The sequence below is a fragment of the Enterobacter sp. ODB01 genome, assembly GCF_001623605.1.
Classification (GTDB): Bacteria; Pseudomonadota; Gammaproteobacteria; order Enterobacterales; family Enterobacteriaceae; genus Enterobacter; species Enterobacter kobei.
Window position 1 is genome coordinate 2,760,211 of sequence record NZ_CP015227.1, and the last position, 24,388, is coordinate 2,784,598.

At 55.5% G+C, this 24,388-nt stretch carries 25 protein-coding genes; 18 read left to right on the top strand and 7 right to left on the bottom strand.

What is annotated here, in order from left to right:
- Positions 1 to 37: 37 nt before the first annotated feature.
- From flgN to flgA, 3 genes are all read right to left on the bottom strand, one after another.
- Positions 38 to 463, bottom strand: coding sequence for a flagella biosynthesis chaperone FlgN (gene flgN, locus A4308_RS13125; protein ID WP_014883359.1), 426 nt, complete (start codon positions 461 to 463; stop codon positions 38 to 40).
- 4 nt (positions 464 to 467) lie between these two features.
- Positions 468 to 761 carry a flagellar biosynthesis anti-sigma factor FlgM gene (flgM, locus tag A4308_RS13130; RefSeq protein WP_023332688.1) on the bottom strand — a complete coding sequence of 98 codons (294 nt, stop codon included), beginning with the start codon at positions 759 to 761 and terminating at the stop codon, positions 468 to 470.
- A 93-nt stretch (positions 762 to 854) separates the two neighbouring features.
- Positions 855 to 1,514 carry a flagellar basal body P-ring formation chaperone FlgA gene (gene flgA, locus A4308_RS13135; RefSeq protein ID WP_014883361.1) on the bottom strand — a complete coding sequence of 220 codons (660 nt, stop codon included), beginning with the start codon at positions 1,512 to 1,514 and terminating at the stop codon, positions 855 to 857.
- Positions 1,515 to 1,671: 157 nt separating this feature from the next.
- Here flgA and flgB point away from each other — a divergent pair, with 157 nt between their 5' ends.
- From flgB to flgL, 11 genes are all read left to right on the top strand, one after another.
- Positions 1,672 to 2,088, top strand: coding sequence for a flagellar basal body rod protein FlgB (gene flgB, locus A4308_RS13140; RefSeq protein WP_014883362.1), 417 nt, complete (start codon positions 1,672 to 1,674; stop codon positions 2,086 to 2,088).
- A gap of 3 nt (positions 2,089 to 2,091) precedes the next feature.
- The gene (gene flgC, locus A4308_RS13145; RefSeq protein ID WP_013097138.1) at positions 2,092 to 2,496 is read left to right on the top strand and encodes a flagellar basal body rod protein FlgC; all 405 of its coding nucleotides are present in this window, start codon (positions 2,092 to 2,094) and stop codon (positions 2,494 to 2,496) included.
- An 11-nt stretch (positions 2,497 to 2,507) separates the two neighbouring features.
- On the top strand, positions 2,508 to 3,218 hold the full coding sequence (gene flgD, locus A4308_RS13150) for a flagellar hook assembly protein FlgD (RefSeq protein WP_014883363.1): 711 nt from the start codon (positions 2,508 to 2,510) through the stop codon (positions 3,216 to 3,218).
- A 26-nt stretch (positions 3,219 to 3,244) separates the two neighbouring features.
- Complete coding sequence (flgE, locus tag A4308_RS13155) at positions 3,245 to 4,453, top strand: flagellar hook protein FlgE (protein WP_014883364.1); 1,209 nt, start codon at positions 3,245 to 3,247, stop codon at positions 4,451 to 4,453.
- Positions 4,454 to 4,473: 20 nt separating this feature from the next.
- Positions 4,474 to 5,229: a flagellar basal body rod protein FlgF gene (locus A4308_RS13160; RefSeq protein ID WP_045281249.1), complete on the top strand. Its 756-nt coding sequence runs from the start codon at positions 4,474 to 4,476 to the stop codon at positions 5,227 to 5,229.
- Between the two features lie 11 nt (positions 5,230 to 5,240).
- The gene (flgG, locus tag A4308_RS13165; protein ID WP_008500810.1) at positions 5,241 to 6,023 is read left to right on the top strand and encodes a flagellar basal-body rod protein FlgG; all 783 of its coding nucleotides are present in this window, start codon (positions 5,241 to 5,243) and stop codon (positions 6,021 to 6,023) included.
- A 57-nt stretch (positions 6,024 to 6,080) separates the two neighbouring features.
- Entirely contained in the window at positions 6,081 to 6,779 is a 699-nt protein-coding gene (gene flgH / locus A4308_RS13170) for a flagellar basal body L-ring protein FlgH (RefSeq protein ID WP_003857987.1), read from the top strand.
- A 12-nt stretch (positions 6,780 to 6,791) separates the two neighbouring features.
- The gene (locus A4308_RS13175) at positions 6,792 to 7,889 is read left to right on the top strand and encodes a flagellar basal body P-ring protein FlgI (protein WP_014883366.1); all 1,098 of its coding nucleotides are present in this window, start codon (positions 6,792 to 6,794) and stop codon (positions 7,887 to 7,889) included.
- Complete coding sequence (gene flgJ / locus A4308_RS13180; protein ID WP_023332690.1) at positions 7,889 to 8,842, top strand: flagellar assembly peptidoglycan hydrolase FlgJ; 954 nt, start codon at positions 7,889 to 7,891, stop codon at positions 8,840 to 8,842. The genes A4308_RS13175 and flgJ overlap by 1 nt, the downstream gene beginning before the upstream one ends.
- 75 nt (positions 8,843 to 8,917) lie before the next feature.
- Positions 8,918 to 10,558 carry a flagellar hook-associated protein FlgK gene (gene flgK / locus A4308_RS13185; RefSeq protein WP_014883368.1) on the top strand — a complete coding sequence of 547 codons (1,641 nt, stop codon included), beginning with the start codon at positions 8,918 to 8,920 and terminating at the stop codon, positions 10,556 to 10,558.
- A gap of 16 nt (positions 10,559 to 10,574) precedes the next feature.
- Entirely contained in the window at positions 10,575 to 11,528 is a 954-nt protein-coding gene (gene flgL / locus A4308_RS13190; RefSeq protein WP_014883369.1) for a flagellar hook-associated protein FlgL, read from the top strand.
- 75 nt (positions 11,529 to 11,603) lie between these two features.
- Here flgL and A4308_RS13195 read toward each other — a convergent pair whose 3' ends face one another.
- Positions 11,604 to 12,818 carry an MFS transporter gene (locus A4308_RS13195; protein ID WP_045135546.1) on the bottom strand — a complete coding sequence of 405 codons (1,215 nt, stop codon included), beginning with the start codon at positions 12,816 to 12,818 and terminating at the stop codon, positions 11,604 to 11,606.
- A 16-nt stretch (positions 12,819 to 12,834) separates the two neighbouring features.
- Here A4308_RS13195 and A4308_RS13200 point away from each other — a divergent pair, with 16 nt between their 5' ends.
- A complete protein-coding gene (locus A4308_RS13200; protein ID WP_082826312.1) occupies positions 12,835 to 13,866 on the top strand; it encodes a LysR family transcriptional regulator in 1,032 nt (343 codons plus the stop codon).
- A gap of 40 nt (positions 13,867 to 13,906) precedes the next feature.
- Here A4308_RS13200 and rne read toward each other — a convergent pair whose 3' ends face one another.
- On the bottom strand, positions 13,907 to 17,023 hold the full coding sequence (gene rne, locus A4308_RS13205; protein WP_049011355.1) for a ribonuclease E: 3,117 nt from the start codon (positions 17,021 to 17,023) through the stop codon (positions 13,907 to 13,909).
- Between the two features lie 572 nt (positions 17,024 to 17,595).
- Here rne and rluC point away from each other — a divergent pair.
- Positions 17,596 to 18,543 (top strand): 23S rRNA pseudouridine(955/2504/2580) synthase RluC, encoded by a 948-nt coding sequence (gene rluC, locus A4308_RS13210; protein ID WP_014883373.1) that lies wholly within the window; start codon positions 17,596 to 17,598, stop codon positions 18,541 to 18,543.
- 74 nt (positions 18,544 to 18,617) lie between these two features.
- On the opposite strand, the gene A4308_RS13215 is transcribed toward rluC, so the two are convergent.
- Positions 18,618 to 19,775, bottom strand: a complete 1,158-nt coding sequence (locus tag A4308_RS13215; protein WP_045282386.1) for a DDE-type integrase/transposase/recombinase — start codon at positions 19,773 to 19,775, stop codon at positions 18,618 to 18,620.
- A gap of 144 nt (positions 19,776 to 19,919) precedes the next feature.
- On the bottom strand, positions 19,920 to 20,504 hold the full coding sequence (locus tag A4308_RS13220; protein WP_023332694.1) for a Maf family protein: 585 nt from the start codon (positions 20,502 to 20,504) through the stop codon (positions 19,920 to 19,922).
- 140 nt (positions 20,505 to 20,644) lie between these two features.
- Here A4308_RS13220 and yceD point away from each other — a divergent pair, with 140 nt between their 5' ends.
- From yceD to fabD, 5 genes are all read left to right on the top strand, one after another.
- Positions 20,645 to 21,166, top strand: a complete 522-nt coding sequence (gene yceD, locus A4308_RS13225) for a 23S rRNA accumulation protein YceD (RefSeq protein ID WP_014883375.1) — start codon at positions 20,645 to 20,647, stop codon at positions 21,164 to 21,166.
- Between the two features lie 16 nt (positions 21,167 to 21,182).
- Positions 21,183 to 21,356 carry a 50S ribosomal protein L32 gene (gene rpmF, locus A4308_RS13230; protein WP_003857964.1) on the top strand — a complete coding sequence of 58 codons (174 nt, stop codon included), beginning with the start codon at positions 21,183 to 21,185 and terminating at the stop codon, positions 21,354 to 21,356.
- A gap of 80 nt (positions 21,357 to 21,436) precedes the next feature.
- Positions 21,437 to 22,471 carry a phosphate acyltransferase PlsX gene (plsX, locus tag A4308_RS13235; protein WP_014883376.1) on the top strand — a complete coding sequence of 345 codons (1,035 nt, stop codon included), beginning with the start codon at positions 21,437 to 21,439 and terminating at the stop codon, positions 22,469 to 22,471.
- Positions 22,472 to 22,477: 6 nt separating this feature from the next.
- On the top strand, positions 22,478 to 23,431 hold the full coding sequence (locus A4308_RS13240) for a beta-ketoacyl-ACP synthase III (protein ID WP_023332696.1): 954 nt from the start codon (positions 22,478 to 22,480) through the stop codon (positions 23,429 to 23,431).
- 16 nt (positions 23,432 to 23,447) lie between these two features.
- Entirely contained in the window at positions 23,448 to 24,377 is a 930-nt protein-coding gene (gene fabD / locus A4308_RS13245; RefSeq protein WP_014883378.1) for an ACP S-malonyltransferase, read from the top strand.
- The last annotated feature ends 11 nt before the right edge of the window (positions 24,378 to 24,388 follow it).

Sequence of the window (24,388 nt, forward strand, 5' to 3'; positions counted from 1 at the left end):
TAGGGTGCTCCCCACTGCATGATTTGTCGCAGATGCGTCAAATCGAAATCTTTTTCACACCCGCAATGCGCGCCGTCGCTGTCTGACCATCCGCACCGTACAGTCCGGTTTCTTTATGCGGCTTCAACACCTCAAGCGCCTGCTGATTACGCTCTATCTGGCCTTCAAGCAGCCAGCCGTTATGCTGGTTGAGGTCGCGCAGGTGCTGGGTTTTTTCCGTTATGGTCTGCCAGCGCTCAACAATATCGTCATTGGCGCTGCGCTTAGGATCCTGCTCAGCGCGTCGTTGCTGCTCCAGATAATCCAGCGTCGCCAGAAGCGAACTCTTATCCTCAGTAATCCGCTGCAGCGCACTGCCGTTGATGTTACCGGAAGAGAGGTGCTGCTGTTCAGCGTCCATTACCGTTTTCAGGTCGTTCAGGACAACCGTCATGTGATCCAGTATTTCTGACAGTCGACTCATACGGTTAGTTACTCTGTAAGAAACTCTGTGCTTCCTGAATCAGGGCGTCAGCGATTTTGCTGGTGTCCATTTTCAGCTCGCCGTTACGAATTGCGGTTTTCAGCGCTTCCACACGTTCCATATTGATATCGTTGCTGCCGGGCTGCATCAGTTTTGCCTGGGCATCGCTCAGCGTCACGCTGGTGCTGTTAGACGTTGACGGTTTTTCCAGACGCGTTTTCTGAGGGGCAGCGTCATTCGTTTCGCGAGGCTGTACAGCGCTTACCGGCTTCAGGGCTGATGTACGATCAATGCTCATAGTGTTGTCCTCATCGAGGGTTCGCGGCGTTTGCGCCTGACATCATCATTAGTTGAATATTTATCGGCACGCGCCGCGAAATCTTTAAAAAGATTATAGGTTAATCAGAATATTCCCATCAGAATCGACGGTTCCGCTCACCACCTGGCCTGAGGACATTCTGACGCGGGCGTTTTGCGCGACCGCGGCATTGTTTAACGCTTTCCCTTCACTGTTGATGCTAAAGCCGTCTCCGTTGGCCACAACCATCACCTGCTGTCCCGCTTTGACACGCCATGCCTGGCGCAGCATTGAAAGCTGAATCGGCTGGCCTGGCGCAACATCGCGCAGGCTGACGGCATCCTGTGCCTGGTTCATTTCCAGCATTGTCCGTGGCGGGAGCTGATCCAGGCGCCCGCGCTTCAACGTCACGCTGTTTGCCTGCAGCAGGCTGCCACGCGCAATAGGCACGGCGGCAACAACATAATTGCCCGTCGCCTGAACGGCAACCTGTAAATAGCGTTTTTCGTTGGCGCAGCGAGCCAGCACGTTCACATTGCCCCACAGCTTCGTGGTTCCCGTGACGCTGAATGACGGTTGCTCACAGGTGGGGTACAGATTCGGGGGCGTACGTACGGTAACGGTAACGTCATCGCTAAAGCCTGCCAGCTTTTCCGCAAAGAAAGCCGTTAACTGATCCTGTAAACCTTCAGCCTGCACCAGAGGGCTAAACAGCAAGAAAGCCGCCACCAGACCACGTTTTAACGTTTGCATCGCAAGTTCCACCGTTTCCAGAGTTGACTGAATTCTACCTGCAGTGGTTTTGCATCAACGGAATAAATAGCGACGCATTTTGCGCTTATTCCGTCGATAGGGGAGACCGGGTGAGATTTAAGCTGTGAACTGAAATTTTGCCATCAGCGGAGGAGACATGCTCGATAAACTCGACGCCGCGTTACGTTTTCAGCAGGAAGCGCTCAATTTACGCGCCCAGCGGCAGGAGATTTTAGCCGCCAACATCGCTAACGCCGATACGCCCGGGTATCAGGCGCGCGATATTGATTTTTCCAGTGAACTCAAAAAGGTGATGGAGCGTGGACGTGCCGAAGGAACGGGTGTTGCACTTGCCATGACATCCTCTCGCCATATTCCTGCTCAGGCGATGACCGCGCCAGCGACCGATTTACTTTATCGCATCCCCGACCAGCCATCACTCGACGGTAACACCGTGGATATGGACCGGGAGCGTACGCAGTTCGCCGATAACAGCCTGAAATACCAGACGGGCCTGACCCTACTCGGCGGACAAATCAAAGGCATGATGAACGTCCTGCAGGGGGGCAACTGATAAATGGCCTTGCTGAACATTTTTGATATCGCCGGTTCGGCGTTAACCGCTCAGTCCAAACGTCTGAACGTGGCGGCCAGTAACCTGGCGAACGCCGACAGCGTGACCGGACCTGACGGACAGCCTTACCGTGCCAAACAGGTCGTCTTTCAGGTCGATGCGGCGCCCGGTGCGGCCACGGGCGGCGTGAAGGTGTCTGACGTGGTAGAGAGCCAGGCGCCGGACAAGCTGGTGTATGAGCCCGGTAACCCGCTTGCGGACGCTAACGGATACGTGAAGATGCCAAACGTGGATGTGGTAGGTGAGATGGTGAACTCCATGTCGGCCTCTCGTAGCTACCAGGCGAACGTCGAAGTGCTTAATACCGTGAAGAGCATGATGCTCAAAACACTCACTCTCGGCCAGTAAAGGAGACACGCATGTCCATCGCCGTCAATGTGAATGATCCCACGAACACGGGTGTTAATAACACCCAAAGTTCGACAAGCTCCAGCTCCCTGACGGGAAGTAACGCCTCCGATTTGCAGAGCAGCTTTCTGACGCTGCTGGTTGCTCAGCTGAAGAACCAGGATCCCACGAATCCAATGCAGAACAACGAACTGACGACGCAGCTTGCGCAGATCAGTACCGTGAGCGGCATTGAGAAACTTAACACGACCCTGGGTTCCGTCTCCGGCCAGATTAACAGCAGCCAGTCTCTGCAGGCGGCCAGCCTGATTGGTCACGGGGTAATGATCCCGGGCACCACTATTCTTGCCGGCACCAGCACCACAGACGGTACCTCGACCACCACGACGACCCCGTTTGGCGTTGAATTGCAGCAGGCCGCTGACAAAGTGACTGCGACGATCACCGACTCGACCGGCGCGGTGGTTCGCACCATCGACATTGGTGAGCTGAAGGCGGGCGTTCATACCTTTACCTGGGATGGCAGCCTGGCGGACGGCACCAAAGCACCAAATGGCTCCTACAAAGTCGCGATTAGCGCCAGCAACGGGACAACCCAGCTGGTGGCGCAGCCGCTGCAGTTCGCGCTGGTTCAGGGCGTGATTAGAGGGGGCGACGGCAACAAACTGGATTTGGGTACCTCGGGTACCACCACACTCGACGAAGTTCGGCAGATTATCTAAGCCTTAACACTTATCAGGAGTAAGTCATGGCCTTTTCTCAAGCGGTCAGCGGCCTGAATGCTGCGGCCACCAACCTGGATGTCATTGGCAACAACATCGCCAACTCCGCGACCTATGGTTTTAAATCCGGTTCTGCTTCCTTTGCAGACATGTTTGCCGGTTCCAAAGTGGGTCTGGGCGTCAAAGTTGCGGGTATCACTCAGGACTTTACCGACGGCACCACCACCAATACCGGGCGCGGCCTGGACGTTGCCATCAGCCAGAACGGTTTCTTCCGTATGGTCGATGCAAACGGCTCGGTGTTCTACAGCCGTAACGGCCAGTTTAAGCTGGACGAGAACCGTAACCTGGTGAACATGCAGGGGATGCAATTAACCGGTTATCCGGTTGCCGGCACGCCATCAACGGTTCAGACCGGTGCGAATCCACAGGCGATTAATATCCCGACCACGCTGATGGCCGCGAAGTCCACCTCCACGGCTTCCCAGCAGATTAACCTCAATTCCACCGACACCGCACCGACCACCGCCTTTGATCCGGCTAACCCGGATACCTACAACAAAAAAGGCACGGTAACCGTCTTTGATAGCCAGGGTAATGCGCACAACATGAACCTGTTTTACGTCAAAGATGCGACTCCGGCCAACTCCTGGAAAGTGTATGCCCAGGACGGTAGCGTGGCAGGCAGCACGGCGGCACTGGCCACCACGCTGACCTTCGATAATAACGGGACGTTGACCGGTGGTGGAAACATCAACCTGACGACCGGGACCATCCCGGGTGCGACCCCTGCGACCTTCGCCATGAGTTTTGCTAACTCTATGCAGCAGAACACCGGCGCAAACAATATCGTGGCGACCAGCCAGAATGGCTTCAAGCCGGGCGATCTGGTGAGCTATCAGATCAACGATGACGGTACCGTGGTGGGGAACTATTCCAACGAACAGACTCAGGTGCTGGGTCAGATCGTGCTGGCAAACTTCGCCAACAACGAAGGCCTGAAGTCTGAAGGCGATAACGTCTGGTCGGCTACCCAGTCCTCCGGCGTGGCGCTGCTGGGTACAGCGGGAAGCGGTAACTTCGGTACGCTGACCAACGGTGCGCTGGAAGCCTCAAACGTCGATCTGAGTAAAGAGCTGGTGAACATGATTGTCGCGCAACGTAACTATCAGTCGAACGCGCAGACCATCAAGACCCAGGATCAGATCCTCAACACGCTGGTTAACCTGCGTTAAGCGGCTAACAGGAAAGCGCAATGGATCACGCAATATATACCGCGATGGGCGCGGCAAGTCAGACGCTCAATCAGCAGGCCGTTACTGCCAGCAACCTGGCAAACGCCTCGACGCCGGGCTTTCGCGCGCAGCTGAATGCGTTGCGCGCGGTGCCGGTAGAAGGTCTTTCCCTGCCGACCCGTACGCTGGTCGCCGCCTCTACCCCTGGCGCAGATATGACGCCAGGGCAGATGGATTACACCTCACGCCCGCTGGATGTTGCGCTGCAGCAGGACGGCTGGCTGGCGGTGCAGACCGCTGATGGCGGCGAAGGCTATACCCGTAACGGGAATATCCAGGTTAGTGCAACCGGCCAGTTGACGATTCAGGGTCATCCGGTGATGGGGGAAGCGGGTCCGCTGACGGTGCCTGAAGGCTCTGAGTTGACCATCGCTGCTGACGGTACCATCTCCGCGTTGAACCCGGGCGATCCGGCCAATACCGTTGCCCCTGTCGGACGACTGAAACTGGTGAAAGCGGAAGGCAAAGAGGTGCAGCGTGGTGACGACGGGATGTTCCGTCTGACCCAGGCTGCTCAGGCTACCCGTGGTGCTACGTTACAGGCCGATCCGAGCATCCGCGTGATGTCCGGCGTTCTGGAAGGCAGTAACGTCAAGCCAGTAGCCGCCATGAGCGACATGATCGCCAGCGCCCGTCGTTTCGAAATGCAGATGAAAATTATCAGCAGCGTGGATGAAAACGCGGGCAAGGCTAACCAACTTCTGTCTATGAGTTAACAGGACTCTTTATGATCAGTTCTTTATGGATCGCGAAAACTGGCCTGGACGCGCAGCAAACCAACATGGATGTGATTGCCAACAACCTGGCAAACGTCAGCACCAATGGTTTCAAGCGTCAGCGCGCCGTTTTCGAAGATTTGCTTTATCAAACCATCCGTCAGCCGGGCGCGCAGTCTTCTGAACAGACGACGCTGCCGTCAGGTCTGCAGATCGGTACCGGTGTTCGCCCGGTGGCCACCGAGCGTCTGCACAGCCAGGGCAACCTGTCTCAGACCAACAACAGTAAAGACGTGGCAATCAAAGGTCAGGGTTTCTTCCAGGTGCAGTTGCCTGACGGTACTTCTGCCTATACCCGTGACGGCTCGTTCCAGGTCGATCAGAACGGCCAGCTGGTGACGGCGGGCGGTTTCCAGGTTCAACCTGCGATCACCATTCCGGCGAACGCCCTGAGCATTACTATCGGCCGCGACGGTGTGGTCAGCGTGACCCAGCAGGGCCAGGCTGCGCCGGTCCAGGTCGGACAGCTTAACCTGACCACCTTCATGAACGATACCGGTCTGGAAAGCATTGGTGAGAACCTCTACACCGAAACGCAATCCTCCGGTACGCCAAATGAAAGCACGCCTGGCCTGAACGGTGCGGGTTTGCTGTATCAGGGGTATGTAGAAACCTCCAACGTGAACGTGGCGGAAGAGCTGGTGAATATGATCCAGGTTCAGCGCGCGTATGAAATTAACAGTAAAGCAGTCTCGACGACCGATCAGATGCTGCAAAAACTGACGCAACTCTAAGGTGTAGCCCGGTGCGGTAAACGCCGCACCGGCTCCCTGTTTTCGAAGATGAAGGCAATGCAAAAAAACGCGGCGTTTCGTTATCCGATACTGACTGTCCTGGCCGTCACCCTCAGCGGGTGTGCCTGGATCCCGTCTAAACCATTGGTCCAGGGTGCGACGACTGCCCAACCCGTTCCTGGCCCTGCGCCAGTGGTAAACGGCTCTATTTTCCAGACCGCGCAGCCGATTAATTACGGTTATCAGCCGCTGTTTGAAGATCGCCGCCCGCGTAACGTCGGCGATACATTGACCATTGTTCTGCAGGAAAACGTCAGCGCGAGCAAGAGCTCGTCGGCGAATGCCAGCCGCGATGGCAAAACCAATTTTGGCTTTGACACCGTACCGCGTTATCTGCAAGGGCTCTTCGGCAATGCGCGAGCGGACGTTGAGGCTTCCGGCGGCAATACCTTTAACGGTAAAGGTGGCGCGAACGCCAGCAATACCTTTAGCGGTACGCTGACGGTCACGGTTGACCAGGTGCTGGTCAACGGCAACTTACACGTTGTGGGTGAAAAACAGATCGCCATTAACCAGGGCACTGAATTCATTCGCTTCTCGGGCGTGGTGAATCCACGCACCATCAGCGGCACCAACACCGTTCCGTCCACTCAGGTGGCGGATGCGCGCATTGAGTACGTCGGTAACGGCTACATTAATGAAGCGCAAAATATGGGTTGGCTGCAGCGCTTCTTCCTTAATTTATCGCCGATGTAAGCGAGGTGACCCATGTTTAAATCGATCTTCGCCGTGGCGCTGGTTCTGGTGGCTACCTTTGCCCAGGCTGACCGTATTCGCGATCTCACCAGCGTTCAGGGCGTACGCGAGAACTCGCTGATTGGCTATGGCCTGGTGGTGGGGCTGGACGGTACGGGTGACCAGACAACCCAGACGCCATTCACGACGCAGAGCCTGAACAACATGCTTTCCCAGCTCGGTATTACCGTTCCGGCGGGAACCAACATGCAGCTGAAAAACGTGGCTGCGGTCATGGTCACGGCCTCTTACCCGGCGTTTGCACGCCAGGGGCAGACCATTGATGTGGTGGTCTCCTCTATGGGGAACGCCAAAAGCCTGCGCGGCGGTACGCTGCTGATGACGCCCCTGAAAGGCGTCGACAGCCAGGTCTATGCCCTGGCGCAGGGTAACATTCTGGTCGGCGGTGCGGGGGCCTCAGCTGGCGGTAGCAGCGTGCAGGTGAACCAGCTGAACGGCGGACGCATTACCAACGGCGCGATCATTGAGCGAGAACTGCCGACCCAGTTCGGCGCCGGGAATACCATCAACCTGCAGCTGAACAACGAAGATTTCACCATGGCGCAGCAGATCGCCGACACCATCAACCGCAGCCGCGGCTATGGCAGTGCGACGGCGCTGGATGCCCGTACCGTGCAGATCCGTACCTCCACGGGCAGCAGCAACCAGGTGCGCATGCTGGCCGATATCCAGAATATGGAAGTGAACGTCCCTGTTCAGGATGCCAAAGTGATCATCAACTCCCGTACGGGCTCCGTGGTGATGAACCGGGAAGTCTCGCTGGATAGCTGCGCCGTGGCGCAGGGTAACCTCTCCGTGACGGTTAACCGTTCTGCCAACGTCAGCCAGCCGGATACCCCATTTGGTGGCGGCCAGACGGTGGTGACGCCACAAACGCAGATTGATTTACGTCAGAGCGGTGGTTCTCTGCAGAGCGTACGCTCCAGCGCCAACCTGAACAGCGTCGTGCGTGCTCTGAATGCGCTGGGTGCCACGCCGATGGATCTGATGTCCATTCTGCAGTCCATGCAAAGTGCAGGCTGTCTGCGCGCCAAACTGGAAATCATCTGATGCTGACCGATAGCAAACTGTTGACCAGTGCCGCCTGGGATGCCCAGTCGCTCAACGAACTGAAAACCAAAGCAGGTAAAGACCCGGCGGCGAATATCCGCCCGGTCGCCCGCCAGGTGGAAGGGATGTTTGTACAGATGATGCTGAAAAGCATGCGTGAAACCCTGCCGAAAGACGGGATGTTCAGCAGCGATTCAACGCGTCTTTACACCAGCATGTATGACCAGCAGATTGCGCAGCAGATGACCGCCGGTAAAGGCCTCGGTCTGGCTGACATGATAGTCAAACAGACCGAAGCCGCGCAGGGGATCCAGCCGAAAGATGAGCCGCAGCAGGTACCGATGAAGTTTGACCTGCAAACGGTGACCAGCTATCAGAACCAGGCCCTGACGCAAATGGTGCGTAAAGCGATACCGAAGGCGACGGTGAGCAGCGACGAGCCGCTCTCCGGTGACAGCAAAGACTTTCTGGCGCAGCTTTCGCTGCCGGCCCGCCTTGCCAGTGAGCAGAGCGGTGTGCCACACCATCTGATTCTGGCCCAGGCCGCGCTGGAATCCGGGTGGGGCCAGCGCCAGATCCGTAAGGAAAACGGCGACCCGAGCTTTAACATCTTCGGCGTGAAGGCCACCTCCAGCTGGAAGGGACCGACAACGGAGATCACCACCACCGAATACGAGAACGGTGCGGCGGTGAAGGTGAAAGCGAAATTCCGTGTTTACAGCTCCTATCTGGAAGCATTGTCCGACTATGTCGGTCTGCTGAGCCGAAATCCACGTTATACCGCCGTTACGCAGGCTGCGACGGCGGAGCAGGGCGCTCAGGCTTTGCAAAACGCAGGCTACGCGACCGACCCGAACTACGCACGTAAGCTTACCAGCATGATCCAGCAGCTGAAATCTATGGGCGAGAAGGTCAGTAAAGCCTATAGCACAGATATTGAAAATCTGTTCTGAAAGTTCTCAAGTCCCGGTGGAGGTTGCCGATAACCTTCATCAGGACTCGTGTCTGAACGTATAAAAGGAACCCCCATGTCCAGTTTGATTAACAGCGCCATGAGTGGCCTCAGTGCCGCGCAGTCGGCACTCAATACCGTCAGTAATAATATTTCAAGCTATAACGTGGCAGGTTACACCCGCCAGACCACGGTACTGGGTGCCTCTAACAGCACGCTGACCGGCGGTGGCTGGGTGGGTAACGGGGTGTATGTCTCCGGTGTCCAGCGTGAGTATGACGCTTTCATCACCAACCAGCTGCGCGCCGCGCAGACCCAGAGCAGCGGCCTGACGACGCGCTATCAGCAGATGTCAAAAATTGACGATGTGCTCTCCGATACCACGAACTCGCTTTCGACCACCCTGCAGGATTTCTTCAAGAGTCTGCAAACGCTGGTGAGCAACGCCGAAGACCCGGCTGCACGTCAAACGGTGCTGGGTAAAGCGGACGGTCTGGTGAATCAGTTCAAAACGAACGATCAGTATCTCCGTGACCAGGATTCACAGGTTAATACGGCGATTTCTACCAGCGTCGATCAGATCAATAACTATGCGAAGCAGATTGCCAATCTGAACGATCAGATTTCCCGTCTCACCGGTGTTGGCGCGGGTGCATCGCCTAACGAACTGCTCGACCAGCGCGATCAGCTGGTGAGTGAACTGAATAAGATTGTCGGTGTTGACGTCACCATACAGGACAGTGGCACCTACAACATCTCTATCGCCAACGGCTACAGCCTGGTACAGGGCAGCAACGCAAGCCAGCTGGCGGCGGTGAAATCCAGCGCGGATCCTGCGCGTACAACCATTGCTTATGTGGATGCCGTAGCGGGTAGCGTGGAGATCAAGGAAAAACAGATCACCACGGGGTCGCTTGGGGGGCTGTTAACGTTTCGTTCTCAGGATCTGGATCAGGCGCGAAATACGCTTAACCAGATGGCGCTGGCGTTTGCTGATGCCATGAATACCCAGCATCAGGCTGGCTTTGATGCAAACGGGGACCCAGGCGGTAAACTGTTCGACTTTGGATCTCCGGCGGTGTTGAGTAATGGCAAAAATACCGGAAGTGCGTCTGTTACGGCCACGATGACGGACAGTACTAAGGTCCAGGCGACAAACTATAAAGTTGAGTACAACGGTACTGACTGGACAATCACGCGTCTTTCAGACAACACCAGCTTCACGGCCCAGCCTGATACCAGTGGTAATCTGTCGTTTGATGGTCTCAACGTCAATATTAGTGGCTCAGCCAATACTAAAGACAGTTTCATCGTCAAACCGGTGAATGACGTTATCATCAATATGGACGTTACGATCAGCGACGAGTCCAAACTGGCGATGGCTTCAGCGAATGGAAGCGGAGCAAGCGACAATACCAATGGCCAAAAGCTCCTGGATTTGCAGAGCGCCAGGCTGGTGGGTGGGAATAAAACCTTTAACGATGCTTATGCCTCACTGGTCAGTACGGTGGGTAGCACCACGGCGTCGCTGAAAACCAGCAGTGAAACCAAAGTTAACGTGGTGACGCAGCTTACCAAACAACAGCAGTCAATCTCCGGGGTTAACCTGGATGAAGAGTATGGCAACCTCCAGCGCTATCAGCAGTACTATCTGGCGAATGCGCAGGTGCTTCAAACGGCGAGTACGCTGTTTGATGCATTGATCAATATCCGCTAAGGCTGAGGCATAAAAAATGCGTATTAGTACTCAAATGATGTATGAGCAAAGCATGCGCGGCGTGACGAACTCCCAAAGCCTCTGGCTAAGCTACGGCGAGCAGATGTCTACGGGTAAGCGTGTCAACCGTCCTTCTGACGACCCGATTGCCGCCTCGCAGGCCGTTGTGCTCTCTCAGGCTCAAACACAAAACAGCCAGTATGCGCTGGCGCGCTCCTTCGCTACGACAAAAGTTTCGCTGGAAGAGAACGTGTTATCGCAAGTGACAACCGCTATCCAGGCTGCTCAGGAAAAGATTGTCAATGCGGGCAACGGCACGTTAAGTGATGATGACCGCGCTTCGCTGGCAACGAACCTGCAAGGTATTCGCGATCAGCTAATGAACCTGGCTAACAGCACGGACGGTAACGGTCGCTATATCTTTTCAGGATACAAAACCGAAGCGGCGGCTTTTGACCAGACTACGGGTGATTATAAGGGCGGTGGGACGCCAATCAGCCAGCAGGTTGACTCCGCGCGCACGATGCAAATAAGCCATACGGGCGCAGAAGTTTTCGACAGCTTCACCAGCAATGCGAAACCAGAGCCGGCGGGGAGTACGCAGGAAACGAATTTGTTCAAGATCCTCGACACCGCTATCGGGGCGCTGAATACGCCGATTGGTGATGACGAAACGAAAGCCGAGGCGTTTACTGCGGCTATTGATAAAGCCAACCGTGGCCTGAGCAACTCTCTCAACAACGTTCTGACCGTGCGCGCCGATCTCGGCATTAAGCTGGATGAGCTAGGGAAGCTGGATTCTCTGGGTGAAGACCGTGCTCTGGGCCAGACCCAACAGATGAGTGACCTGGTTGACGTGGACTGGAACTCGGTAATTTCATCCTACACCATGCAGCAGGCGGCTTTGCAGGCCTCGTATAAAGCGTTTAGCGATATGCAGGGCATGTCTCTGTTCCAGCTGAACAAATAACATCTTGACCTCTTAGAACATGTCTTGAAACTGGGCATGTTTTGCTGCCCAATCCGTCTGGATTGGGCATTTTTTTTATGCCATTTCCGCCGGCGCTGAGGCGAGGCGGGCGCTTTCAACCAGACGGATTGCCAGCGCAATGATGCCGCATACCGTTGCCAGAGCGACCACGCCCGTCCAGCCCGCCAGCGTATAAATATTGCTGCCTAATGCGGAGCCCAATGCCATGCCGATAAAGATCACGGTAAAGAGCAGGGCGTTAAGACGACCGCGCGCCTGCGGTTCAAGGCTATAGACCAGATTCTGGTGTGCAACCAGGCTGGACTGCAGACCCAGATCGAACCCGACGGCAGAGAGGGCAATCAGAACCAGCTGTCCGTGCACCCCCAGCGCGGGCATCAGGAACATCAGGGCAAACGAGATGGTCACGAGGATAGCACCGAGCTGCGTGACTTTCCCGGCACCCAATTTGTCTGCCAGACCACCCGCCAGCGGCGCGGCTAACGCACCGGCCGCACCGGCGATACCAAAACCACCCGCGACTGCACTCCCGAGGTGATAGCGTTCCAGCAGCATGACCGCCAGCGTAGACCAGAAGGCACTAAAGGCAATCGACAGAAAACCCTGAGCCAGCGCCGCACGGCGCAGAGCGGGGTAACGACGCCACAAATGCGCCATTGAGCGCATAAGCGCGGGATAGCTCAGCGTGGAGTGAATGGCAAAACGAGGAAGTACCGCCCACATCACCACGCCGATAAATGCAATGCTTACCGCAGCCAGCTGATACATCACGCGCCAGCCGAACGCTTCGCCCACGACACCGCTGACGGTTCGGGAGAGCAAAATCCCCAGCAGCAGACCGGTCATCACCGTACCCACGGTTTTCCCCTGTTTACCTTCCGGCGCAAGAATAGCCGCTGCCGGGACAATATCCTGCGCCATGGTGGCGGCCATGCCGATGAGCAGACTCGTCAGCAGCAGGGAGTGGATCTGTCCGGTCAGACTACAGCCAAGAAGAAACAGCGCCAGCGCAGCACTTTTTATCAGTATTAACGTCCTGCGGTCGTGGCGGTCACCGAGCGGTAACAGAAACAGGATCCCTAAGGCATAACCGGCCTGGGTGAGCGTCGGGACCATGCCCATTCCTTCGATACTCAGGTGAAGGTCTGCGCCCATCAGGGGCAGCAGAGGCTGGGCATAATAGATAGATGCCACGCTAAAGCCAGCCCCGAGTGCCAGCATTAAAATGACCCAGCGGCTTACGGCATGGGCGGCAGTGGTTGTGTTCATAAGACATTCCTCATTCATGGTGTACGGCTATTTTTTACCAGGACGCCTTGCGACGGTAGCGGGCCCGGTGGTAAAACGCTTATACGTTGAACGTATAAGTGGAAAGATAATGAAAAGAGTTGAGCGTATAGACAGGGTGGAGTTAATGCGAACGTTTGTCCGTATTGTTGAGGCTGGTTCACTCTCTGCTGCGGCACGCCAGCTGGCAACAACCCAGGCCACGGTGAGTCGACGGCTGCAATCGCTTGAGACGATGCTGGGCGTACGCCTGATGTTGCGCACCACCCATACGACACGGCTGACGGATGACGGTGAACGCTGCTATCAGCACGCTCGTCGGGTGATTGACAGCTGGCTGGCACTGGAAGATGAGGTGGGGCAGACGGAAGATGAACCGGTAGGTGTGCTGAGGGTGCGGGCACCGCATGCGTTTGGTCAGGATCAACTCCTGCAACCGTTAACCGAGTTTTTGCAGCGTTATCCGCAGCTTTCCATTGAATGGTTGCTCAACGATCGGTCGGCTGATTTTCTCGGTGACAACCTTGATTGTGCTATTCGGGTGGGGGCAGAAGTCGATCCGGCGACCGTATCCGTGCTGCTGGCGGAAGTGCCGCGCTCGGTGGTGGCATCTCCGGCATTACTGGCCCGTTTCCCGGCGGTTAACACGCCTGAGGATTTGCAACCGTTTCCGTGGATTGCCATTAACTCTTTCTACCAGCGTCATGTAGAGCTTTTTCATGATGCTTCGTCAGCCACCGCGCGAATTGACATTACTCCGCGCCTCAGCACTGACAGCCTGTATGTTGCACGTAAAACGGCACTCACCGGGCTGGGTGTGGCGGTAGTGTCAAGCTGGACGGTACATGACGATATTCGGGAAGGGCGGCTGGTGCATGTGCTGCCGGAGTGGCAAACGGCGGCATTACCGGTGCATCTGGTTTATCCCTGGTCTCGTTATTATCCTGCGCGTTTGCGGCGTTTTCTGGAGTTGATGCGGCAGGTCATGCCGGAGGTCACGGGAATGAGAAAGCCCGTGCAGCAGCCATAAAAAAGCCGACCCGAAGGTCGGCTTTCAGCGCCAGCGTCCGTTATTCAACAGACTGCGGACGGGTGGCTGGTGCAGTAGCCTTGTGCGTAGCACTGTGACCACCGGCTGCACCTTTACCTTCGAAGTTGAATTCCGGGCGAACCCAGTCGCTGTGACGCGGTGCTTCAGGCACATAATCCGGTGCCGGAGCACGTGTCATCGGCGCTGTTGCAACGTGAACTGGCGCAGGCGCGGCGACAATCTTAACCGGCTCTGGCTCCACTTCAGGCGCTTTCACGTCTTCGACAACCGGTTCAACCTGAATCTCAACGTCCTGAACAACGTCTTCAGTGGTGGTTTCGACGATGGCTTCAGCGGTCTCTTCCACTGCGGCTACAGGTTCAGCCTCTTCAGCGACGTCCTTAGCGACCACGACATCTTCTTCAGCAATCAGCTGTGGAGCGGCTTCAACCGGCGCGGCAATCACTTCAGGGTGCGTGGTTTCGACTTCTACAGCCTGAGGTTCTGCTGTTTCAACAGCCTGAGGCTCAACCACGGTTGCGGCTTCAGTCACGACCTCTTCAACGGCGGCGACAGGTGCAATCACCTCTTCGGTCACAGCCTGTTCTTCAACAGCCTGCTCCGGGCGAGCAACCGGGTAACGGATCCAGACTTTGCCGGATGCCATTTCAGGTGACGCGCACGCGACGGTCAACGGCATTGGAGACTGAGTCGGGTAACGCTCGTCACGGTAACGACGACGACGCTGGCCGCTGACGCGCAGATGACGCGGAGAACGACGTGAACGGCGCGGCATGCCTGCGTTGTCACGGTTTTCCCCATTCTCATCCTGCTCAACGTGATTTTCCACAACGGCTGGCAGATCAACTTTTGCAATCTGCGTACCCGTTGCGGCTTCCGGTACTTCAGCCGCTACAGCTGCGGTTTCTTCTGCCTGAGGAGCACCAATGCGCACTTTCTGCGTCAGCTGGCGCTGCTTACGACGTGGCATAACCTGAGTACGTTCTTCCTGCTCGCTGTCCTGCTGCTCTACAGGCTCTTCGCGGTTCAGGTTTTTGACTTCCTGCTGGGCCTGACGTTTCTCGTCGTTACGACGACGGCTACGTTCGCGACGTGGCTGCTGGTCGTCACGCTGTTTGCCCTTCTCAGACTCATCGCCCGCCTGCTGGCGAATTTCACGATCTTCAACGTTCTGCTGTTGTTTCTCGCGACGGTTGCGACGGTTGTCTTCGCGTTGCTCACGGCCTTCGCTGTTGTCTGAACGGTTGTCACGACGGTCGTTACGATCGTTACGGTCGTTGCGGTCATTACGATCGCGGCGGTTGTTCTGACGTTTACGACGATCCTGCTGACGCTCAGGTTTAGCCGCTTTTGGTTCTTCTTTCGGCTGCTCTGGCTGGACTTCTTCACCCGCAAACATCTTTTTCAGCGCGCCGAAGAAGCGGCTCAGCAGACCCGGTTGCGCCGGCTGGGCTTTCGGTGCCGCGGCTTCTGGTTTCTGCACGACAGGTTTAGTGACCGGTTTTTCCAGGGCCGCTTCTGGCGGTGCTTCTGGCATGATGAAGGTGGCTAACGCAGGCTGCTCTGGCAGTTTGCGCTCGGCGGGTTCCTCATCGGAAGGCAGCGCCATCTCTTCTTCGTGCAGCTTCGGCAGCAGGTAGCTGAGAGTGGTCGTCTCTTCGCCCTTACGCACGCGCAGCACGTGATAGTGTGGGGTCTGCATCTGGTCGTTTGGCACGATGATGCAGCGAACGCCGCCCTGACGTGCTTCGATAGCACTTACCGCTGCACGTTTTTCGTTCAGCAGGTAAGAGGCAACGGGCACCGGCACAATGGCGTGAACCTCTTTGGTGTTCTCTTTCAGCGCTTCTTCTTCAATCAGACGCAGAATGGAGAGGGACAGAGATTCGTTATCACGCACGGTACCGGTGCCGGAGCAGCGCGGACAAACGTGATGGCTGGACTCGCCGAGAGACGGGCTCAGACGCTGACGAGACATCTCCAGCAGGCCAAAGCGTGAGATATGGCTAATCTGGATACGCGCCCTGTCCTGACGCACCGCTTCGCGCAGACGGTTTTCAACCGCACGCTGGTGGCGTACAGGGGTCATGTCGATGAAGTCGATAACAATCAGACCACCCAGATCGCGCAGGCGGAGCTGGCGGGCGATTTCATCAGCGGCTTCGAGGTTAGTGTTGTAGGCGGTCTCTTCGATATCGCCACCACGTGTAGCACGCGCGGAGTTGATGTCGATAGCGGTCAGCGCTTCAGTGGTATCGATAACGATAGAACCGCCGGAAGGCAGACGCACTTCACGCTGGAAGGCGGACTCAATCTGGGATTCAATCTGATAGTGGCTGAACAGCGGGATTTCGCCGGTGTACAGTTTGATTTTGCTGGTGAAATCCGGACGACCCAGTGCGGCGATGTGCTGGCGAGCCAGTTCAAGCACTTTTGGGTTGTCGATCAGGATTTCACCGATGTCCTGACGCAGGTAGTCACGGAAGGCACGCACGATAACGTTGCTTTCCTGGTGGATCAGGAACGGAGCAGGGCGGCTTTCTGCAGCTTTCTGGATAGCTTCCCAGTGCTTCAGACGGAAGCTTAAGTCCCACTGCAGCGCTTCGGCAGATTTGCCCACGCCTGCGGTACGCACGATAAGTCCCATGCCATCCGGCAGCTCAAGGCTTGCCAGCGCTTCTTTCAGCTCGGTACGGTCATCACCTTCGATACGGCGAGAAATGCCACCCGCACGCGGGTTGTTTGGCATCAGCACCAGATAGCTCCCTGCCAGGCTAATAAAGGTAGTCAGTGCGGCACCTTTGTTGCCACGCTCTTCTTTATCAATCTGGACGATAACTTCCTGACCTTCACGCAGAACATCTTTGATGTTTGGGCGGCCATGGGCGTTGTAGTTGGCAGGGAAATATTCGCGGGCGATTTCTTTCAGAGGGAGGAAACCATGACGCTCAGCACCGTAATCAACAAATGCAGCTTCAAGGCTGGGTTCAATGCGGGTGATTTTACCTTTGTAAATGTTCGCTTTTTTCTGTTCGTGTCCAGGACTTTCGATATCCAGATCGTACAGGCGCTGCCCATCCACAAGGGCGACACGCAACTCTTCTTGCTGAGTTGCGTTGATTAACATTCTTTTCATCGTAACTTACTCGTTATTCTTACATTGACGACAAAGCTGCGGGCAAGGTGACGCTTTCCGGGGTATGAACCGATGGCCTCGTGTCTGTTCACGTCGCCAACCTCACGGTTGTCGCTCGCTTAAGAGGCGCAGAGTGTCGGTTGCCTGTATTTCATACGGAAACACAGCGCAATTATCAGGGGAATTGCCTGGGTAGAACTCTCCAGAGAACAATCCTTATACCGGGAAGTACTGCAACCCGCAGCCCGCTAACTGCCTGAAAGATCAATACGTCTTACGCCATTGCTGCGTGGATGATCGGTCAGGCAAAATTGGTCATTCCGTCAACATCCTTACGTAACCAGGATTTAACACGGAAAACGGCTTCATTATTCCACTGCTCGCCGGGTTATAGCAAGATGACTTTTACCAATTATCACCCGGTTACTCACAGTTTCTTCACTTCAAAACGGTGATTGGTTTAATAACCACCAAATCGATTGCGTGAAACGGGGTGCAGGCCGGACAAAAGTAAATATAAGCATAGAAAAATGAGTGGCGCTAATGGCTGACGATATTTAGAATCGCCAACCATGAAAACAGAGACTCCAGCCGTAAAAATGGTTGCTATCGCGGATGATGACGCGGGGCAACGTATCGACAACTTTTTGCGTACCCAACTGAAAGGGGTGCCAAAGAGCATGATTTACCGCATCCTGCGTAAGGGCGAGGTGCGGGTTAACAAAAAACGTGTGAAGCCCGAGTACAAACTCGAGGCGGGTGATGAAGTGCGCATTCCGCCGGTGCGCGTTGCCGAGCGTGAAGAAGAGACCGTTTCACCTAAACTACAGAAAGTGGCGGCTCTGAGTGATGTGATCCTGTATGAAGACGACCACATTCTGGTGCTGAACAAGCCGTCAGGGACCGCAGTCCACGGCGGTAGCGGCCTGAGCTTCGGCGTGATTGAAGGGTTACGCGCGCTGCGTCCGGAAGCCCGTTTCCTCGAGCTGGTTCACCGTCTTGACCGCGATACTTCCGGCGTGCTGCTGGTGGCGAAAAAGCGTTCCGCGCTGCGTTCCCTGCATGAGCAACTGCGTGAGAAAGGCATGCAGAAAGATTATCTCGCGCTGGTGCGCGGTCAGTGGCAGTCCCATGTGAAAGTGGTTCAGGCGCCGTTGCTGAAGAACATTCTGCAAAGCGGTGAGCGCATCGTCCGCGTAAACCAGGAAGGGAAACCGTCTGAGACGCGCTTTAAAGTTGAAGAGCGCTATGAGTTTGCCACGCTGGTACGCTGCAGCCCGGTGACGGGGCGTACCCATCAGATTCGCGTGCATACGCAGTTTGCGGGCCATCCGATTGCGTTTGATGACCGCTATGGCGATCGCGAATTTGATAAGCAGCTGGCGGGAACCGGCTTGTCTCGTCTGTTCCTGCATGCGGCTGCGCTGAAGTTTACCCATCCGAATACCGGGGAAGTCATTCGTATTGAAGCGCCGCTGGATGAGCAGTTGAAACGCTGCCTGAAGGTTTTGCGCGGCTGATTATGTGCCGGGTGGCGCTGCTGTATGACCGGATACATAGGTGACAGATCAGACCGGGAACATAGGTAACACTTTTAGTCTATCCGGAGCACACTCTGGGTTTTTCGGTCGTAGTACGCAAGCGTTATCCCATTAAAGATGATGGCCTCAAGGCCATCATCTTGTTCTTCCAGCATGATGTACTCCCCAGTCAGTGCTTCACTCAGGAACACCGTACCCTTTTTTCCCATATAGAGGGTCCCCCTCGATTTCACCCTGTAGACTGTACCTCCTTCCGGATAAGCATATTCAGGAACACGGCCATCCCAGTGTCGGTTTGAGGGTTGCCATACCGTTCCGGGCGTTGCTCCCGCCAGTGCTTCATGCGGCCTTTCGTAGTTAAATTCTTTCCGGTAGTCACTGAACCACCGCTGTTGTTCTTCCATCGTCATGAAGGTGTTGCCCTGTTTCACCGCACTTTTCAGGGAGCGGTGCATTCGCTCATGGCGGCCATTTTCTTCCGGATGCCCCTTTCTGATACGCTCCGGCCTGATGCCCAGCTTGATTAGCCAGACGGCAAGACGACTTAATCCGGCTATTCCTGTTCCCGCGAAGGGCTGGCCGTTATCGGTTCTAAGCACTTCCGGCAGACCATATTCCAGGAACGCATCCGTCAGGCACTCTCTGACAAAGGGTTCACTCTCACGGTGTGTTCCCCGGCAGCTGAGCAGATACCGGCTGTGATTATCGGTCAGGGTGAAAGGATGGCAGTACTCTCTGCTGAGCAGCCTGAACTTGCCTTTAAAATCAGCGCTCCAGACCTGATTGTTCTCACTGATGATGGTCAGGGGCTGGCGATTGCCTGGTGTTCTGCGTTTTCGTTTTTTATCCGGAACCAGGCCTTCGCGCTTGAGGATATCGCCGATAGTGCTGGCGGCAGGTACGGTAAAATCGACGTGATGATTGAGCAACCACATCCGCAGTTTTTTTGGCCCCCAGTCAGGGTGTTTTTGACGCAGGGCAGTCAGGTGTCCGGCGATATCATCAGGAACCGTCCGGGAGTGGGAGCGTGGCGCACGCGACCGGTCCGAGAGAGATGACAGGTCAGAAGGGTCAAAACGCTGAAGCCATTTATAGCCGGTTTTACGGCTGATGCCAAAAAGACGGCAAAGCGCGGAGAAGGAATCCGTACCTGCATGGCAGGCACGGATAAAATCAAGGCGTTGCATAGGTCGGGTCTCAGTCCAGGGCATAGCGAGTCTCCTCTTCTATGCCAGTTATAACTGTTACCCATGTATCCGGTCTAAAGTGTTACCCATGTTTCCGGTTCATACCCTGCGCTTACCCGGCCTACGAAACCTGTAGGCCCATGCAAGCGAAGCGCCGCTGGGCAAACGTCACAGGGTCAGCGGATTACACGCTTCTCTGCGTAACATCTGGCACAGCGCTATCAACGGTAACCCCACCAGCGTATTCGGATCGCGTCCGTCCAGCTTGTCGAATAGCGCAATCCCCAATCCTTCACTTTTAAAACTTCCCGCACAGTTCAGCGGACGCTCCCGGCGTACATAATCCATGATCTCCTGCTCGCTGAGATGGCGGAAGTGCACGTCAAAAGGCTCACACTCCGTTTGCAGATGACCAGAGGCGGAGTTATAGAGCGCCAGACCCGTATAAAAGGTCACAATGTTGCCACGCGCCTGCATAAGCTGTTTGAACGCGTTCTCTTCAGTGTGCGGTTTACCTGTTATTTCTCCGTCCAGCACACAAACCTGATCGGAGCCTATAATCAAGTGTGAAGGATAGCGCGCTGCGAGCGACTGCGCCTTCTCCTTAGCGAGACGGCTCACCAGATGTCGTGGTGATTCACCAGGCTGTGGCGTTTCATCAACATCCGGTGCGGCACATTCAAACGGGATCCCAAGCTTTTCCAGCAACATTCGGCGGTAAGGAGAAGTGGAAGCAAGGACGAGATTTGGCATATTTTTATCACCAGATATAGCGTATCGATGCCAGCCATTTTAAACTACAGGCCGCAATGTGTGCGAATAATTGGCAAAAGGCAGCTCTGGTTGCCTTTTTCTTTGACTCTATGACGTTACAAAGTTAATATGCGCGCCCTATGCAAAAGGTAAAATTACCCCTGACTCTTGATCCGGTTCGTACGGCTCAAAAACGCCTCGATTACGAAGGTATTTATACTTCCGATCAGGCTGAGCGTATTGCCGAATCCGTAGTCAGTGTGGACAGTGATGTAGAATGCTCCATGTCGTTCGCTATCGACAACCAGCGTCTCGCCGTTTTAACCGGTGATGCAAAGGTGACGGTAACCCTCGAGTGTCAGCGTTGCGGGAAACCGTTTGTACAGCATGTTCACACAACGTATTGTTTTAGTCCGGTTCGTTCTGACGAACAGGCTGAAGCACTCCCGGAAGCGTATGAGCCGATTGAGGTAAACGAATTCGGTGAAATCGATCTTCTGGCTCTGGTTGAAGATGAAATCATCCTCACCTTGCCAGTGGTTCCGGTGCATGATTCTGAACACTGTGAAGTGTCCGAGGCGGACATGGTCTTTGGGGAATTGCCTGATGAAGCGCAAAAACCAAACCCATTTGCCGTATTAGCCAGCTTAAAGCGTAAGTAATTGAGGAGTAAGGTCCATGGCCGTACAACAGAATAAACCAACCCGTTCCAAACGTGGCATGCGTCGTTCCCATGACGCGCTGACTGCAGTTACCAGCCTGTCTGTAGACAAGACTTCTGGTGAGAAACACCTGCGTCACCACATCACCGCTGACGGTTTCTACCGCGGCCGCAAGGTTATCACTAAGTAATCACGCGTCAGCGTGATTAGGCTTAGTGAGGATTTCCCCGTGCAAACGGGGAAGTTACCGAACCAGGCTGCGACGATACCTTGACACGTCTAACCCTGGCGTTAGATGTCATGGGGGGAGATTTTGGCCCTTCCGTGACAGTGCCTGCAGCATTGCAGGCACTGAATTCTAATTCGCAACTCACACTTCTTTTAGTCGGCAATCCCGACACAATCACGCCATTACTTGCAAAAGCTGACTTTGAACAACGTTCACGTCTGCAGATTATTCCTGCGCAGTCAGTTATTGCCAGTGATGCCCGGCCTTCGCAGGCGATTCGCAACAGCCGTGGGAGCTCAATGCGGATCGCGCTGGAGCTGGTGAAAGAAGGGCGAGCGCAGGCTTGCGTCAGTGCGGGAAATACCGGCGCGCTGATGGGGCTGTCGAAATTATTGCTCAAGCCGATTGAGGGTATTGAGCGCCCGGCGCTGGTGACGGTATTACCGCATCAACAAAAGGGCAAAACGGTGGTGCTGGATCTCGGTGCTAACGTGGATTGTGATAGTACCATGCTGGCTCAGTTCGCCGTGATGGGATCGGTGCTGGCAGAAGACGTGGTCGGGATTAAGAATCCCCGCGTGGCGTTATTAAATATTGGTGAAGAAGAGACCAAAGGCCTGGACAGCATTCGCGAAGCTGCTGAAATGCTCAAACAGGTTCCCTCCATCAACTATATTGGTTATCTCGAAGCCAATGAGTTGCTGACGGGGAAAACGGACGTTCTGGTGTGCGATGGCTTCACCGGGAACGTCACGTTGAAGACCATGGAAGGGGTCGTGCGCATGTTCCTTTCTCTGCTGAAATCTCAGGGAGAGGGCAAAAAAAGTGCCTGGTGGCTGATTTTATTGAAGCGTTGGTTACAAAAAAGCCTGACGCGGCGATTCAGTCACCTCAACCCCGACCAGTATAATGGCGCCTGTCTGTTAGGATTGCGCGGCATTGTGATTAAGAGTCACGGAGCCGCCAATCAGCGAGCATTTTCTGTCGCCATTGAACAGGCAGTGCAGGCGGTGCAGCGACAAGTCCCTCAGCGGATTGCCGCTCGCCTGGAATCTGTATTAGCTAAAAGTGACTGAGCGTACATGTATACGAAGATTTTAGGTACCGGCAGCTACCTGCCAAAACAAGTGCGTACCAACGCCGATCTGGAAAAAATGGTAGATACGTCTGACGAGTGGATTGTCACGCGCACAGGTATCCGTGAACGTCGTATCGCCGCGCCAGACGAAACCGTGTCCACCATGGGTTACGAAGCCGCACAGCGTGCTATCGAAATGGCGGGCATTGATAAAGAACAGATTGGCTTGATCGTGGTCGCTACGACGTCTGCCACGCATGCTTTCCCTAGCGCAGCGTGCCAGGTGCAAAACATGCTCGGTATTAAAGGCTGTCCGGCGTTTGACGTTGCCGCCGCGTGTGCAGGCTTTACCTATGCGCTGAGCATTGCCGATCAGTATGTTAAATCGGGTTCCGTCAAATATGCGCTGGTGATCGGTGCTGACGTACTGGCGCGTACCTGCGATCCAACCGATCGCGGGACGATCATTATTTTTGGTGATGGTGCAGGCGCGGTGCTGCTGGGGCAGTCCGAAGAGCCGGGTATCATCTCTACGCATTTGCATGCCGATGGTCGCTACGGTGAACTGTTAACGCTGCCTAACGCCGATCGCGTTAATCCGGATAACGCTATTTACCTGACCATGGCGGGTAATGAGGTGTTCAAGGTGGCGGTGACTGAGCTTGCGCACATTGTCGATGAGACGCTGGAAGCGAACAACCTTGAACGTACCGCACTCGACTGGCTGGTACCGCATCAGGCGAACCTGCGTATCATCAGCGCGACCGCTAAAAAGCTGGGCATGTCGATGGATAACGTTGTGGTGACGCTGGACCGTCACGGCAACACCTCTGCGGCGTCAGTACCGTGCGCATTTGATGAAGCGGTACGCGACGGACGAATCAAACGGGGCCAGTTGGTCTTGCTTGAAGCCTTCGGTGGCGGGTTCACCTGGGGTTCCGCGCTGGTTCGTTTCTAGGATAAGGAATAAAAAAATGACGCAATTTGCTTTTGTGTTCCCGGGCCAGGGTTCTCAAACCGTTGGGATGTTGTCTGAAATGGCAGCAAACTACCCGGTCATTGAAGAGACTTTTCGTGAAGCTTCTGACGCGCTGGGTTATGATCTGTGGGCGCTGACTCAACAGGGTCCGGCCGAAGAGCTGAACAAAACCTGGCAGACCCAGCCAGCATTGCTGACCGCCTCCGTTGCACTGTGGCGCGTCTGGCAGCAGCAGGGTGGTAAAGCCCCCGCGCTGCTCGCGGGTCATAGCCTGGGAGAATATTCTGCGCTGGTCTGCGCCGGTGTGATCGCGTTTGCTGACGCGGTGCGTCTGGTGGAACTGCGCGGTAAATTCATGCAGGAAGCGGTGCCGGAAGGCACGGGTGGCATGTCTGCCATTATCGGCCTGGATGATGCCGCGATTGCAAAAGCGTGTGAAGAGTCTGCTGAAGGTCAGGTGGTTTCTCCGGTTAACTTCAACTCGCCAGGCCAGGTTGTTATCGCCGGTCATAAAGAAGCGGTTGAGCGTGCCGGTGCTGCCTGTAAAGCTGCAGGCGCGAAACGTGCACTGCCGCTGCCGGTGAGCGTGCCGTCTCACTGTGCATTGATGAAGCCCGCTGCCGAGAAACTGGCGGTTGAGCTGGAAAAAATCACCTTTAACGCACCGACGATTTCCGTCGTGAACAACGTCGATGTGAAATGCGAAACCGCGCCGGAAGCCATCCGCGACGCGCTGGTTCGCCAGCTCTACAGCCCGGTACAGTGGACCAAAACCGTTGAGTTTATGGCCGCTCAGGGCGTTGAGCAACTGTATGAAGTCGGCCCAGGTAAGGTCCTCACCGGTCTGACAAAACGTATTGTTGACACCCTGACAGCGTCCGCGATTAACGAGCCGGAAGCGATGTCAGCGGCACTCTCGCAATAAAAGAGGAATAC

What these genes read in the sequence shown, in the direction of transcription:
- flgN (WP_014883359.1), bottom strand. Translation starts at nt 463, where the DNA reads ATGAGTCGACTGTCAGAAATACTGGATCACATGACGGTTGTCCTGAAC.
- flgM (WP_023332688.1), bottom strand. Translation starts at nt 761, where the DNA reads ATGAGCATTGATCGTACATCAGCCCTGAAGCCGGTAAGCGCTGTACAG.
- flgA (WP_014883361.1), bottom strand. Translation starts at nt 1,514, where the DNA reads ATGCAAACGTTAAAACGTGGTCTGGTGGCGGCTTTCTTGCTGTTTAGC.
- flgB (WP_014883362.1), top strand. Translation starts at nt 1,672, where the DNA reads ATGCTCGATAAACTCGACGCCGCGTTACGTTTTCAGCAGGAAGCGCTC.
- flgC (WP_013097138.1), top strand. Translation starts at nt 2,092, where the DNA reads ATGGCCTTGCTGAACATTTTTGATATCGCCGGTTCGGCGTTAACCGCT.
- flgD (WP_014883363.1), top strand. Translation starts at nt 2,508, where the DNA reads ATGTCCATCGCCGTCAATGTGAATGATCCCACGAACACGGGTGTTAAT.
- flgE (WP_014883364.1), top strand. Translation starts at nt 3,245, where the DNA reads ATGGCCTTTTCTCAAGCGGTCAGCGGCCTGAATGCTGCGGCCACCAAC.
- A4308_RS13160 (WP_045281249.1), top strand. Translation starts at nt 4,474, where the DNA reads ATGGATCACGCAATATATACCGCGATGGGCGCGGCAAGTCAGACGCTC.
- flgG (WP_008500810.1), top strand. Translation starts at nt 5,241, where the DNA reads ATGATCAGTTCTTTATGGATCGCGAAAACTGGCCTGGACGCGCAGCAA.
- flgH (WP_003857987.1), top strand. Translation starts at nt 6,081, where the DNA reads ATGCAAAAAAACGCGGCGTTTCGTTATCCGATACTGACTGTCCTGGCC.
- A4308_RS13175 (WP_014883366.1), top strand. Translation starts at nt 6,792, where the DNA reads ATGTTTAAATCGATCTTCGCCGTGGCGCTGGTTCTGGTGGCTACCTTT.
- flgJ (WP_023332690.1), top strand. Translation starts at nt 7,889, where the DNA reads ATGCTGACCGATAGCAAACTGTTGACCAGTGCCGCCTGGGATGCCCAG.
- flgK (WP_014883368.1), top strand. Translation starts at nt 8,918, where the DNA reads ATGTCCAGTTTGATTAACAGCGCCATGAGTGGCCTCAGTGCCGCGCAG.
- flgL (WP_014883369.1), top strand. Translation starts at nt 10,575, where the DNA reads ATGCGTATTAGTACTCAAATGATGTATGAGCAAAGCATGCGCGGCGTG.
- A4308_RS13195 (WP_045135546.1), bottom strand. Translation starts at nt 12,818, where the DNA reads ATGAACACAACCACTGCCGCCCATGCCGTAAGCCGCTGGGTCATTTTA.
- A4308_RS13200 (WP_082826312.1), top strand. Translation starts at nt 12,835, where the DNA reads ATGGTGTACGGCTATTTTTTACCAGGACGCCTTGCGACGGTAGCGGGC.
- rne (WP_049011355.1), bottom strand. Translation starts at nt 17,023, where the DNA reads ATGAAAAGAATGTTAATCAACGCAACTCAGCAAGAAGAGTTGCGTGTC.
- rluC (WP_014883373.1), top strand. Translation starts at nt 17,596, where the DNA reads ATGAAAACAGAGACTCCAGCCGTAAAAATGGTTGCTATCGCGGATGAT.
- A4308_RS13215 (WP_045282386.1), bottom strand. Translation starts at nt 19,775, where the DNA reads ATGCCCTGGACTGAGACCCGACCTATGCAACGCCTTGATTTTATCCGT.
- A4308_RS13220 (WP_023332694.1), bottom strand. Translation starts at nt 20,504, where the DNA reads ATGCCAAATCTCGTCCTTGCTTCCACTTCTCCTTACCGCCGAATGTTG.
- yceD (WP_014883375.1), top strand. Translation starts at nt 20,645, where the DNA reads ATGCAAAAGGTAAAATTACCCCTGACTCTTGATCCGGTTCGTACGGCT.
- rpmF (WP_003857964.1), top strand. Translation starts at nt 21,183, where the DNA reads ATGGCCGTACAACAGAATAAACCAACCCGTTCCAAACGTGGCATGCGT.
- A4308_RS13240 (WP_023332696.1), top strand. Translation starts at nt 22,478, where the DNA reads ATGTATACGAAGATTTTAGGTACCGGCAGCTACCTGCCAAAACAAGTG.
- fabD (WP_014883378.1), top strand. Translation starts at nt 23,448, where the DNA reads ATGACGCAATTTGCTTTTGTGTTCCCGGGCCAGGGTTCTCAAACCGTT.